General features: G+C 50.5%; 8 protein-coding genes and 1 pseudogene. All 9 read right to left on the reverse strand.

What is annotated here, in order from left to right; all coding sequences use genetic code 11:
- Window positions 1-1345: pseudogene (locus ACAN55_RS06695) on the reverse strand (hypothetical protein); the annotation flags it as partial.
- 188 nt (window positions 1346-1533) lie between these two features.
- Complete coding sequence (locus ACAN55_RS06700) at window positions 1534-2121, reverse strand: hypothetical protein (RefSeq protein WP_379129866.1); 588 nt, start codon at window positions 2119-2121, stop codon at window positions 1534-1536.
- Between the two features lie 209 nt (window positions 2122-2330).
- The gene (locus tag ACAN55_RS06705; protein WP_379129869.1) at window positions 2331-3053 is read right to left on the reverse strand and encodes a response regulator; all 723 of its coding nucleotides are present in this window, start codon (window positions 3051-3053) and stop codon (window positions 2331-2333) included.
- A 7-nt stretch (window positions 3054-3060) separates the two neighbouring features.
- Complete coding sequence (locus ACAN55_RS06710) at window positions 3061-4221, reverse strand: sensor histidine kinase (protein ID WP_379130319.1); 1161 nt, start codon at window positions 4219-4221, stop codon at window positions 3061-3063.
- Between the two features lie 58 nt (window positions 4222-4279).
- On the reverse strand, window positions 4280-6973 hold the full coding sequence (locus ACAN55_RS06715; protein WP_379129872.1) for a stalk domain-containing protein: 2694 nt from the start codon (window positions 6971-6973) through the stop codon (window positions 4280-4282).
- 237 nt (window positions 6974-7210) lie between these two features.
- On the reverse strand, window positions 7211-11248 hold the full coding sequence (locus tag ACAN55_RS06720; RefSeq protein ID WP_379129875.1) for an Ig-like domain-containing protein: 4038 nt from the start codon (window positions 11246-11248) through the stop codon (window positions 7211-7213).
- 200 nt (window positions 11249-11448) lie between these two features.
- Entirely contained in the window at window positions 11449-12651 is a 1203-nt protein-coding gene (gene metK / locus ACAN55_RS06725; RefSeq protein WP_379129878.1) for a methionine adenosyltransferase, read from the reverse strand.
- A 174-nt stretch (window positions 12652-12825) separates the two neighbouring features.
- Window positions 12826-13092, reverse strand: a complete 267-nt coding sequence (locus ACAN55_RS06730) for an alpha/beta-type small acid-soluble spore protein (RefSeq protein WP_379129881.1) — start codon at window positions 13090-13092, stop codon at window positions 12826-12828.
- Window positions 13093-13251: 159 nt separating this feature from the next.
- Window positions 13252-13767, reverse strand: a complete 516-nt coding sequence (locus ACAN55_RS06735; RefSeq protein ID WP_379130322.1) for a hypothetical protein — start codon at window positions 13765-13767, stop codon at window positions 13252-13254.
- Window positions 13768-13782: the final 15 nt, after the last annotated feature.

The raw sequence follows: 13782 nt of genomic DNA on the forward strand, positions 1-13782 counted from the left end.
GAGCCTGGATTATACGTAACAAACCAGGTCGAACGCTGAAACGAGCCTGGATTATACGTAACAAACCAGGTCGAACGCTGAAACGCTTCTGGTCATCAGCCGCCGAACGAAGGAGGTTCGTAGGCTGATCCAGGGCAATGGCGGAACTTCCACGGGGTTCCGCCAGGAACTCCAGCGCTGCCCCGGCGGCTTCGGCCTGGGCTGCGCTTAGCCTCCATCGCTGCGTGGCGATGGGGGCCGAAACGGCCGTGCCCCGCACGGCCGGAAGCGCTGCGCCGCGCAGCAGCAGCGCGCAAGACCGGCTGCGCCCGAGTGCGAGGCAGGCCTCGCAATAGGCGCAGCCCGCAAGGCCGCACGCCGCGCAAGGCGTGCGGCCTTCGGCGGCGCTGCCGCAGCGCAGGCAGCGCGGTGCCACACCGCCGCGCCAGCCGGCAGCGCGCGGGACCCTGCCGCGCCCCCAGGACGGGCGCGGCACAGCGGCGGCGGCTTCCAGCAGCAGCCGCCCCTGGAGATGCGCCCGCTGCACCGCGCGGCGCCAGCCCGGTGCGAGCTGCGGCCAGCGCTCGCCCAGCAGCGCTTCAAGCTCCGGCTGCAGCAGCGACCGCCCGCGGAGGGCTTCAGTTACAGCTGCAGCTTCATGCTCCAGAGCACCCGTGGTTAGCTCTGGTGGAATAGGGCTATATCCGCCATAAATAGCCCTCATCCGATCCATCCACGCAGCGTCCTCCTGCCGGGGGTGTCCTATGATTACTTGGGAGTCCGGCCAGTTTGCACTACACACGTCCACTCCGGAGGGCACAAAGTTTTCACGCTTCCGGATTCTACACTCCTCTTTCAGTTCCCTCTGCAAAACGTCTCTTACATAGCTCCCCCACTCCCGCGTATCCCACCGCTGCATTTCCGGGATGAATACAAACCATTCCCTAAGTTTAACTGCCCAACCAAGAGGCATCGAAGCACACAACACCACCAGCACCTCTGCACTCTTTTCACAAAAACCACGCATGTCCCTCATTTCACTCTTGTCACTCATATCATCACTCATGTCATGCTTATCACTCTTTAGACATTCCCCAAACTCCCAACTCTTCTCACGCTTATCACTAATGTCTCTCATATCTCTCTTGCCACTCATATCACTCATATCATGCTTTTCACTCTTTAGATGTTTACCACGCGCATGACTCTTTCCACTCTCAATCCCCCTCTTCCCATCTCTACTCTCTCCACCGCCTGTTCTGCCCCTGCCACTCCCGCCATACCACAGCAAATCTACCATCAAATCCAGGGAAATTCGGATCTCCCATTGTTTATTTACCTGAACTGCATACACTGCCGCCTTCATATACGCCACTCCCCCTGCCCATGTTCAAGCTGTTATCTTCCTCTGTTCAGGTTTAACTTTCTTACTCTTAGTTAATAGCGCAGAATATTATCGAATTCTTATATAAAAGCAAACACAAAAAAACACACTGCCCCATTACATGGAGAGTGTGCTTCACCCGTCATTTTCATTATTATACCCAATTGTTATTATAAGCCCCGTCGTGATCCCCAGCCTTTGCTGCCCGACATGCGCATGAAAGGTACTGGGACAACCGGCTCTGGCAGGCGTAGATCAAGCACCATACCCTGCTGTAAATATTCGTCTTCTCCGGTAAAAGCCCGAAAGTCCGTTTCTCGCCCCAGTCCGTTCTGGAACGCTCCAACCATTCCTGCCAGTCCTTGCCTTGATCCGTCCTTAACCACTTCCACTACTCCAGCCGTTTCCAGCCCGGGAATAGCATGTATACCACCATGTTCAGCCACACCGCCACAATCTGTAAGCAAATCAACAGGATACCCGGAGCGCTTCATGATCGAAACTAACATCATCGTATCATCACTCGAACCATCATCCACTAACGTCAGGCGCAACTGCTTCCCTGTGATAAAAGAATGAAACCCTAGCGCGCGGATATACCACTCTACAACCGACTCATGGTTTCGCGTAATGAGAACATAATGCATCCACTTCCCCGTTCTTGGGGATTGTTTGGATTCCTCACGGATACGAAATATTTGAACAAGGATCACTGCAGAAGCATACACGGCTGCTATCCAGATCAACTGGGCTACCATGGAGACACACCTCCTCTGTATACCAACAATATATGCCAGTATAAAAAGGTCGGTGACTGCCCAATCCTGACAGGCTTCCTGCTCTATGCTTCTGCTTTATGTCACGGTATTCCTGCTAAATCCACTTCAGATCAGCTTCACTCTTGTCCAAAATGAGTATATCCGGCTAACACCGGATTCCTCTTTTTATGTAGTCGTAAAGTACAGCGTTACAGCGTTACCCAACCGTATTTAATCGAGTTGATTACAGCTTGCGTGCGGTCGTCAACTTCCATTTTCTGCAAAATACTGCTTACATGGTTCTTCACGGTTTTCTCGCTGATGAAGAGGTATTCACCAATCATCTTATTGCTTTTACCCTCGGCCATCAGACGCAGCACTTCTGCTTCGCGGCGAGTAAGCGGGTTGTTGTCGCCAGCGACAAATTTAACTCCTGCTTCCTTCACCACAGTTTCAGCCATAGCCCCGGTTTCGTTCAGATAAGTCATGCGGCGCAGCTGGTTAATCAGCTTCCCGGTTACTTTCGGATGAATGAAGGCATGGCCTTCACAGACCGAACGGATAGCGTTAATCAGCGACTCTGCCTCCATATCTTTCAGTAAATAACCGTTCGCACCTTTGCGCAGCGTTTCAAACACATAGCTTTCGTCGTCATGAATCGATAAAATAATAACTTTAATGTCCGGGAACATCTCCCGCAGCTTTTGCGTTGCTTCGACACCGTTCTGTGTAGGCATGTTGATATCCATCAGAACGATATCCGGTTTGGTGTGATTGCAGAATTCCAGGACCTGAATCCCGTCGCCGCACTCACCAATGACCTCAATGTCGCCCTCCATATTCAAAATGCGCTTGAGGCCTTCACGAAACAGCTGATGATCGTCCGCCAATAATACCTTGATTGACGGCTTGCCAGAGCTTTGATTCTCCATAACTCATTTACTCCTTTCCTTTGTCCACGTTCGTTGGAATGTGGATGATAACTGATGTGCCTTGATTCTCTGCCGATTCGATCTCCATTCTTCCCTCCAGTAGTTCCACGCGTTCACGCATCCCCACCAGACCGAAGCTCTCCCGGCTGCTCTGTTCGTTTTTGATTTGCTGTACGTTGAAGCCCAAACCATTATCTCTGACGACAATCTTGATCAGCTGTGCTTGGAAGGATATCTCTACCAACACATAACTCGGATTAGCATGCTTAGCTGCATTGGACAACGCTTCCTGTACCAAACGGTATACTGCGGCTTCCATCGCCGATGAGAGCCGGTGCTCCTTGCCTCTGGTTTCAAAAGAGGTTCGTATCTTCGTCTTTTCCTCATAGTCGTGCACATACTTCCGTAATGTCGGAATCAGTCCTAAATCGTCGAGTGCCATCGGACGCAAATTAAAAATAACCTTACGCATTTCTTCCAGGCTGAAGCGAACCTGCCCTTTCAAATCTACTATTTCGTCCTGCACCAGCCCATATTCCTGCTTTATCAGCATTCTTTCTACAATTTCCGTCCTAAGGACTAGATTGGCGAGCATTTGGGCAGGACCATCGTGAATTTCCCGGGCAATTCTCTTCCGTTCTTCCTCCTGGGCCAAAATAATCTTAAGCCCAATAATCTGTCTATTCTTCGCAGATTCGACAAGACGCGTCACTTGTCCCAGTTCTCCGGACAAATATTCCAGGACAACGCTCATTTGCGAGCCGATCGATTCCGCACGCTCCACTGAACTCTCCACGCTGCGGACACGCATCTGCAGTTCATTCCTGCGGCTTCGCAGGTAAGCTTCCCTCTCACGTGTCATCATCAGCTCAAGCTGAAGCTCCGTTGCTTTCTCATAAGCAACGCGGATGTCCTTCTCGGTATAACGGACAAAATCACGGCTGACTTCTGTCAGCCGGATCCGGGAGCGGTGGTACTGAAGCTCCAGCTTGTCCACCTTCTGGAGGGTTTCATCCGTCTCATCCATCACCCGCTGCAGCTCTCTGTTCAGCGCGGCAAGTTCATCACGGGCTACCTGCAAAATTTCAAAAATCTGATATTTGCTGTTCTCCATGACTTCGATCGTATTCCTAATGACGCGGTCTATCGCATCTGCCTGGTATTCCACGGACATTTGCCCCATTTCTATCGGATCATAATTAAAGGGTTTCCTTTATATTAACATATCATGATTCGATCGTTACGGTCTTCGTATTCTGTTCCCAATTTACTTTCAATCCAAGCTGCTCCGAGACCAATCTTAGTGGTACTAAAGTCCTACCTTGAATCAATAGGGCCGCATCATCAGCGGTCTTAAGCTTGCCATTCAGTTCGAAATCGGTTTTATTCACCGTAAGCTGCATTACCTTGCCTCCGCGGAGCACCAATATTCTTTTGCTCGCATCCATGCTTGCGCTGCCGCCAAAGGCATCAAGCACAAAGCGGATCGGTACATAGGTGGTCTCTCCTTTGACGACAGGAGCTACATCCACCGCCACTTTCGTGCCATTGACGAGCATGGATTTCTGCCCGATGACCATAGACACCTTGCCAGTTGGCAGGCCCGCGTCACTTGAAAGGGAAGGCATGGTGAAGCTGATATTATCAAAAGCAACCGAGCCCGTCTTGGCACGCTCATCCTGGCCCTCTTCTACATTCACGACATACAGCCGTTTCAGGACAGCAGGGAATTTGATGCCCGAGCCTGTCAGGTCGATATTGATATTCTTCCAGCCGTTCCAATCAATAATCTTCGCCAAATCCACATACACCGTTGCACCGCTGTTATCCGTGAATTCCGCGCGCATCCAGTTCAGGCTGTTATCACCCATCACGTCAAGTGACATCGAGGTAGCCGCTGCCGGAACCGATTTGCCGGTGGTACCGTTGAACTGGGCGTAGGCGTACATTTTACCGCTGCCTGCGGTCATATCATAGGTGAGTCCAAGTACGTTGGAGCCAGCGCGTTCCCCGTTACCCGGAATGACCGCTGCGGTTCCTGTAACTCCGGCAGCATTCGTGGTGAATGCAAGCGGATAGGCTACTTTCTCGAAATTCTCCCACACAGAGGCTGTGGCAGCAGACAGGACAACACCGGTGCTAAAGCCGTCATAACGTGCAATAGCATACCCTGTTGTCGCCCCAGTGTTCACAGAGCTTACCGTCAGCTTGCCGTCCTGCACACTTCCTTTGAAACCGATGAACTCCCACTTCAAGGATGAGGCTGGCACCGTTATGGTAGCACCACTCTTCGTTACTGCTGTCACCGGCACAGAAATGGTGCTTCCGGCAACCAGCGGAGCTGTGGCTGTTCCAACGTTCAGACTGCTGAGGTCATTTCCCCCAATGACAGTAACTTCCGTGGTAGCACTGGCACTACCGCTGACAGCCTTTAAAGTAACCTTGCCTGGCTTCACAGCCGTCGCCACTCCGGCATTCACCGTAACACTGCTATCAGTTGAGGTCCATGCAGGATTGGCTGCAGCCACATCAATCGGATTATAGTACGTATCATAGCCTTTTAATGAATAGGTTGCCTGCTGACCCATCAGGAGCACAGGACTTCCGCTGATTTTGATACCTTTAACTTCACCCTGAGGAGCTGAGGTATAAATTCCGAGACCATTCACGATACTGCGCTGCTCGGTCCCATATTCCGTATTAAAGCTAAGCGTTGTGGAGGTTTCAGCCAGAGGCCGGTCAACCATAGTGGTCGAACCGCCGCCGTCGAGATTAAGTCCCTTCCACACCCCGATATTCGTCATAAAAGATTGCAGCTCAGTCAGTGACATTCCCGCACTGTTGCCATTCTTCTCCGCTGCAATGACGTACACATAACGACCGTCCTGCGAATACCCGAGTGCCGTCCGCGCACGGTAACCGCCAATGCTTGTGGTGGAACGGGAGAAGGTGGCCGCCTTGCCGTTGTTCACCAGTATCGTATGACCTCCGATCATCATCTGGAGATTAGTCGGGTCAACCTTCTGCTGCGTGGATTTAGAGATCAGAGAATACGTGCTGTCCAGATGCTGGCCGACCGCAAGGTGAGCCATAACATACTGCGCCGCAAGTCCATGCGTCCGTAGAATGTAGGCCCCTTTCGGAACAGCCATAGGAAGCGCCGCATTTGCTGATATTTGCGTTATGATACCGTTCTCTACAAGCACCTCGGTAGGTGTGGTAGAACTGTTCTTTGGGCGCTCCAGAGCCGTCCAGGCATCTGTATAGATGTACATGGCATGGGCATGGCTGTAATTGGAGCTTCCTCCCTCAGGAGTATAAGCACCCTTGTTGATTCCCGACAGCAGGAATTGGGCTCCATCTTCCGCCGTTACCATCCCTTCAAAAGAGAATTCATCAATCACAGGCTTTCTGTCATTCGTTACGGCGAAAGCGTACATCCCTTCCAGTTGCGATGGCGTAGACATCACCACACCGGACGAAATCTGTCCTCCCATTGGTGATCCTTCTCCGCTGGTTACGAAATAATCACCGTTAACCGCAGCCACAGCTCCCGTCTCCTTAGCCATGCCTCCGGTACTCTGCTTGGTTGTAAGTGCGCCTCCTTTGCCCGTCATAACATCCAGAGAGACGTAAGGATTGTTCAAATCAACCCGGATGACATCCGCCAAACCGCTTACACTGCTTCCGGAGCGGGTTGCCGTGTATTTATATTTCATCTTAATGGCGCCGGAAGTAATCACTTCCTCACCCAGCTTGCTCACCGAAAAAGCAGCTTCTGCTGCTGAGGCTACAGGTGCGTACTTAGGTCCTCCCGTAAATATACCTTCACTGCCGATAACCGGCATCAGCCAGAGTACACCGGCAAGGGATGCAGCAACCCATTTTTTTCGATTAAATGTAGTTGAAATCATATTCATGTTAAGTAGAACTCTCCCATCTCTTCGCTCTCTCTTTAGATCATCTTCAGAGTCTGGAAATGACAAGTCTATTTTCCCAGTACACTACTAATAGACTGAATTTTAGCCAAAAAGTTGCGATTATTGAGAGATTAAGAGAATAGAGTTCTGAGAGGATCAGGCAACAAAAAAGCCGGGCTTCCCTAGGAAGACCCGGCTCATTTCTGATAGTTGATGTTATAACACGCTTAATTCTTGTTACAAATAATCTGCTTTGTTCAGCATCCGCTGCAGCATCACCGCTGCCTGGGCACGTGTAGCATTCCCCTGCGGCTGGAAGACTCCGGCAGATACACCGAGGATAATTCCAGATTGATAGGCTTTGGCGACAAAATCATCACTCTGGATCTTAGACTTATCCTTGAAGACGGACAGCACCGTAGCGGATGTTCCCTTCAGTGTAATCGGATGGTCCGTATATTCCATAGCCCGAATCATCATGAGGGCCATCTGCTCACGTGTAATATTAGCATTCGGCTTGAACGTAGCATCTTTATTCCCCAGGATAATGCCCGCTTTAGCCGCAGCACCAATATAGTCACCTACTTGTGTCGAAGGCTGTACATCACGGAAGGTCTGCGCTGTCTCCCTGCTGCCTTGAAGCCCAAGTCCCCGGGCAAGCATTACCGCGAACTCCCCGCGGGTAATCTTCAGGTCCGGCTTGTAGTTGGAACCGTAGCTGCTGTCGATGATATTCTTGGTTACCAGTTCCGATACCGCGGTACGCGCCCAGTGCTTGCTCATATCGTTGAAGGAGCGAATCGACAGAAAGGCTCCCATAACCTGATTCCCCTGTGTCTTGGCATGAAGGACGGTGTAGCTTCCTACCTTGGTAAAGGTCGTCGGCAGATATGCGGCATCCTGATAAGTGGTATCCAGTCTGGCCAAGGATACCTGCGGTTCGTTCAGCGAGGCGGTAGTCCGCACACTGTACTCACCCGCTGCGGTCAAATCTACTGGCTTCGAATAATTATCATTTGCGATTGCTGACAGACGGTAGTCCACGAGACTGCTGATTTTTTGCAGACCATTATTCTGCAGTTTCGTTTCCAAATCAGTATAGGTTCCTGTCGGAACCTTCTCTAGCCGCAGGAGAAGAGAAATACTGCTGCTATCAGCACTTAGACTGCGCACGAGTCCGGACATATCAACTTTATCAAGCTCAATGCTGTACAGATTCTCGCCATAACGGATTGCGAATTCAGCCTTCTTGTTGCGGTTAACCGCGGCAGACAGCGGAGCCAGAGGCACAGATACATAAGCGGCACTCTCTGTCTGCGGCACTTCAAAGACCAGCGAAGCTGTTCCCAGCTTGGAGAGGTATTCGTAGCTTCCTGTTAAACGGTCTGCTTTCAGGTTATACCGGTTAATCGCTTGGCTGGACTTGGAATAATCACCAACTGCATTTGCCGAGTCACTCTTCAGCATAGGGATCGACTCTCCGAACTCTGCGGTCGCGAGCGTCGTCAAGTAGGACGGGCCACCCGCCACTGAGCTTGTTAGATTCTGCACACTTAGCGTTGTGAATGACGGAAGAGCCGTACCATTCAGGTCCTTGATCGTTCCTGTTCCCGCCATATAGGACAAATCGATGATTTGTCCTGTCTTCACCAGCGAGCTTAAAGTAATCTTCAACTGAGTGCCCGACACTGAAGCGGATTGAACACCGAGATTACTGCTGTCAGCTCTAACCGCGAACTGGCTCGGGGAGAAGGAAGATGTAGTTACCATGCTTTTGTTAAAGTTAACACTAAGCGTATCGCCCGTAATCGTTGCCGAGCTAATCTCCGCAACAGCACTTGCTCCCGACATCGTAACATTCTGCAGGTTAATATAACCGGCCCGGTTATTATTCAAATCACTGGTTCCCGTGGTTCCCGGTACGTAGGATACCGTAACCTTCTGATCCACGGTTAGCGCTGTCTGCAGTGTCAAAGTCACCTGATTACCGCTTACCGCAGCATCCGTCACGTAGACTACCGTGCTGCCAGCCAGAACAGAGAACTGGTTATTCACCGGAAGGTTAGTCGTGGACAAGCCCTCATTGTAGGTAAGTACGATTTTATTGCCGCTTCCGGTTGCGGTCTGCAACACTGGAGCCACCACATCATTACTGTTGCGGACATTGAAATTCGAGAACGCCGACAGATTCTGCCCTAACGTGTCTTGCAGCGGGTAGGAGCCTGCATTATAGGATACACGAACAACTCCTGAATTAGATGGTGCACTGCTCAGCGACAGATAAACTGTGCTACCGCTGGAGCTGATCGAATTAACCCCAATATAAGAACCGTCAGACGTGACAGAGAACTGGCTATAGGCGTAAGGAGATACACTCTTCAGTGAATCATTAAAGTTCAGCGTCAGCATCGTTCCGGAGACCACACCATCTTTAGGTGCAGCGAGTGCCGAATCCACGTTGTTGGATACAAGCCGTAGTGCAAAGGTGGCTGCAGCATTAGCGTTAAGATCTTTAATCGTGCGGCTGCCCCCGGAATATCCGACTTTCACTACTTGGCCTACAGCTACGCCTGAGCTTAACGTTATATACACACTGTCACCAGATACAACTGCGCTGTCCACACGGCGATACTCGTCATTCACCGTAACCGGGAAGCTGGATGCCAGCAATGCTGTTGTAGCATCCAATGGCTCGTTGTATTTCAAACGTATCGTCCGGTTATTGTCCAGAACTGCCGATGAAAGAACCGGAGCCGTTCTATCTACGGCTGTTGTGGTGAAAGTCCACGCCGTTTGTCCATTAAGCCCACTATAGACAGTAAGGGGATCGGCGGCATCCGTAAATACGCCATTCAGGATATTAATATAGTAGGTGGAAGCATTGTCGAGTACAGTGGAGCCTTGCATCGTAATGACAAAGTCCTTGGCCGTGCTTCCTGGTGTGACTGTAATCGGAACCTGAACCCCGGTACTCTTATATAGGGCGACTCCGTTAGCAATTGAGTTATCATAAATCACATTCCGGTTGAAGGTAATCCCGAACGTGCGGTTAACCGCAACCGAATCACTTCCATCTGCCGGAGACAGAGTTGCTGGAGCAAGAGGCTGCAGGCTTGAAGCTGTCGTAAAAGTCCAGGTATAGGCAGATCCTCCTGATGCCGGGAACAAGTGGTCATCCTGATCCTTGAAAGCTCCAGGCGGCACCGTGACGGTGTAAGTCGTGCTGTACAGCAGCGGACTGGATGAGGAGGCAGGTGAGACTGTAATCGTTCTGCTGCCACCACCTGTTACTTGTGTGGAAGTCACATTAACCTTGCGGGCTCTGCTGTCTGTAAGAGAACCTGGTGAAACCGTAATCTGGCCGCCTCCCGGCCACATCGGACGATCAAAGGTTAGCTGCAGCGAACCTGTTGGAGAAATATTGGCTGATGCATTGACTGGAGTCACACTAGGTACAGGTACAACGGCCGTCCCTTCCGTGCTGAAGCTCCATATCGCTCCGCTTGAAATCCCCCCGAAGGTCGTGAAATCCGTATCACGGATCGCATACTTATCCACAAGGACATAGTAACTGGTGCCGGTGGTTAGCGTAACTCCTGTTAAGGCGAGTCTCACTGTAGTTCCGCTGGCATCACTCGTAAGAGACACTCTTGGATCACTGGATGTGATATAACTCGAAATTGGCGTATTGCTTGCGGAAGCAATTAGTTTAATTGTGCCGCTCCCTTTGAGAAGTCCCGGCTTGCTAAGTTTAAAGCTCAGCTCAGAAAGTGAGCCGCCATTGACCCTTGCGTTGTTAATCGGTGTGAAGCTTCCCGCTGTTATCGCCGAGTTCACCGCAGGATCAGTAGTGAACGACCAGCTTGCAGCCAGTGAATTCCCGCCTGAGCTGTCCTTGAACGCTCCCGCTGGAATACTTACGGTGTAGGTCGTATTCGGCTCAAATTGCAGACTGGACAGCCATTTCACATCGAACTGCGTGGAACTACCCAATAACCCAGATGTAAGCGGCACAGAAACAAAGGTAGTTCCGGTACTCTGCTTCGTTATCGTTACGTCGCCGCCTACTGGAACAACGGTCCGGTCGAAGTTCAGCTTAAGATACTCAGCTACGCCTACTTCTGTTTGTCCAGCCGACGGATAGGTCGACGTTATCGCAAAATCAACTGCGGCATATGCTTTCGGTGCCTGTACTCCTATATAAGGGATTCCATTACCTAGCAGTAAGCTTCCGGCCAGAAACAGTGCCGCCCATCTTGAAGTTCTTCTGTTCATGCGGTTAAAGACTCCTCTCGAGCTCGTCAGTATGTATAGAGTTTATTTCGGCTAAAGTGCTTCCAAAGTTTAGCGGTTTCTTTCGTCCCGAGGTAAGCCTGTTTGATATTTCAATATCCTGGCACAATAAAGACCCGTAAGAAGAACACTTCTTTCGAAGCCATTCTCTTACGGGTCATCTTAATCATAAAGCGATAGAATTAAATCTCAGCTTGGGATCTCAGCAGCTCCGCTTTATCCACGCGTTCCCATGGCAGATCGATATCCGTACGTCCGAAATGGCCATATGCTGCGGTATACTTATAAATCGGTTTACGCAGGTCGAGCATGGAGATAATTCCAGCCGGACGAAGGTCGAAATTGCTGCGGATCAGCTCCACCAGCTTCTCTTCACTTACCCTGCCTGTCCCATAGGTATCCACGTTAATGGATACCGGATTCGCTACGCCGATCGCGTAAGCCAATTGAATTTCGCATTTATCCGCCAGACCTGCCGCTACGAGATTCTTCGCAACGTAGCGAGCCGCATAAGCTGCAGAACGGTCTACCTTGGTCGGATCCTTACCGGAGAAAGCGCCCCCGCCATGGCGGGCATATCCACCGTATGTATCCACGATAATCTTACGTCCGGTCAGACCTGCATCCCCCTGTGGACCACCAATTACAAAACGACCGGTTGGGTTGATGAAATATTTAGTCTCCCCATCCAGCAACGTTTCAGGAACCACCGGCAGAATAACATGCTCTTTAATATCAGCCTGAATCTGCTCCAGAGTGATCTCTTCAGCGTGTTGCGTCGAAACTACGATCGTATCTACACGTACAGGCTTCTCATCCTGATACTCAACCGTAACTTGAGTCTTACCATCCGGGCGCAAATAAGGCAGAGTACCGTCCTTACGCACTTCCGCCAGGCGGCGGGCAATCCGGTGAGATAAAGCAATCGGCAGCGGCATAAGCTCAGGTGTTTCATTGGTAGCGAAACCAAACATAAGCCCCTGATCCCCAGCTCCGATATTCGCAGTCTCTTCGGCAACCTGTGCAGGATCCCGGCCTTCCAGAGCAGCATTAACACCCTGCGCGATATCGGCAGATTGTTCGTTGAGCGAGGTGAGTACGGCACACGTATTATAATCAAAGCCATAAGTGGCATTGGTATATCCGATTTCCTTAACAGTACTACGCACAATGGCCGGAATATCCACGTACTCCGATTTGGTACTAATCTCCCCAATGACAAGCACCAGACCTGTAGCCACCGCGACTTCACAAGCTACACGCGCATTCGGATCATTCGCCAGGAATGCATCCAGCACAGCATCCGAAATCTGGTCACAAATCTTATCCGGATGCCCTTCCGTAACCGACTCGGAAGTAAACAGATGGCGTCCTTGAATCGACATGAATTCAACCTCCCATATTCAAATAATGGCAATTTCTATAGCCTAATAAAAAAACGAACCTTCTCCATATGGAAAAGGTTGTTGGTTTTCCTCAAAAGAATATTAACGCATTTTAGAAAGAGTGTCAATTCCAGGAATTAACTGATGTCACAAAATTCACCTAATCTTCTTTTTTTATCGAAAAAGCGCCTGTTCTGCCTGCCGGACAAGCCGTTTTGTCATTTCTCCACCCACCGAACCATTCTCCCTTGAGGTTAAATGGCCCAGATATCCACTGCCCATCCCCATAGAACCCGAAGCTCCAAGTTCCGAAGCGAATTCGGTATCCGCGCCGCCACCCATCGCTGACCCATACAGGCCAAACTCGGAAGCGACTTCATATTGCATCTGCTTAAGCATCTGTTTACTCTCTGGTACCACCTTGCGATTATTACGTGCCATAATTGCGCACCTCCTGATAAATTATAGATTACAGGAATATTGTGCGTCCGGCAGAATCCCTTCAACCCCGTTAATGGTTGGGAGGTATGGAAATGTAATCTGTACGTATGTTTCGTAAGCAATAAGGACATCCTAGATTATATATAGGAAGAAATAAAGCTATTGCAGATTATAACCACCGCGAACCATAACGGTAAGCCCGAGGGTTTGTCCATTCTGTACAGTAATTCCCCGGCCTTCACGCGGGAACGAGAGCAGGTGATTCGATGGAGCAACTTGCCCATTGGTCAGATCCTTGCCATCTGTGAGATCGGCAACACCATTGGAATCAGTGGAATAGATAATGGCTTTGCCTGCGCGGACAATAAATTCTGCTCCACCATAGGCGATAAGAGTTTGACCAGGATTGACGTTAACGATTGTTACAGAATCTGAGCCAGAAGAGCCCGAGCTTGGTGCCTGAGTTGCGGATGGAGCAGTTGTAGCTGTTGGAACAGAGCCGCCTAATGCTTTTTGAATTTGTTGATCTACGTAGCTTTTGGTGACGACAGGGTCATCGGCTGTGCCGGGTTGAGAGCCAACACTTGCGCCGTCGGCGGTGGTTAGGATGGTTCCGGCAGTAATGGCTCCCACAATAAGTAAAGCAGCATTAATAATTTTATATTGAATCTTAATATTACTCACCACTTT

The organism is Paenibacillus oryziterrae, from assembly GCF_042610485.1.
Lineage (GTDB): Bacteria > Bacillota > Bacilli > Paenibacillales > Paenibacillaceae > Paenibacillus_AQ.

Bases quoted from the DNA above. Each gene is read 5' to 3' on its own strand.
- ACAN55_RS06715 (WP_379129872.1), bottom strand. From the start codon at position 6,973: ATGAATATGATTTCAACTACATTTAATCGAAAAAAATGGGTTGCTGCA.
- ACAN55_RS06720 (WP_379129875.1), bottom strand. From the start codon at position 11,248: ATGAACAGAAGAACTTCAAGATGGGCGGCACTGTTTCTGGCCGGAAGC.
- ACAN55_RS06705 (WP_379129869.1), bottom strand. From the start codon at position 3,053: ATGGAGAATCAAAGCTCTGGCAAGCCGTCAATCAAGGTATTATTGGCG.
- metK (WP_379129878.1), bottom strand. From the start codon at position 12,651: ATGTCGATTCAAGGACGCCATCTGTTTACTTCCGAGTCGGTTACGGAA.
- ACAN55_RS06700 (WP_379129866.1), bottom strand. From the start codon at position 2,121: ATGGTAGCCCAGTTGATCTGGATAGCAGCCGTGTATGCTTCTGCAGTG.
- ACAN55_RS06730 (WP_379129881.1), bottom strand. From the start codon at position 13,092: ATGGCACGTAATAATCGCAAGGTGGTACCAGAGAGTAAACAGATGCTT.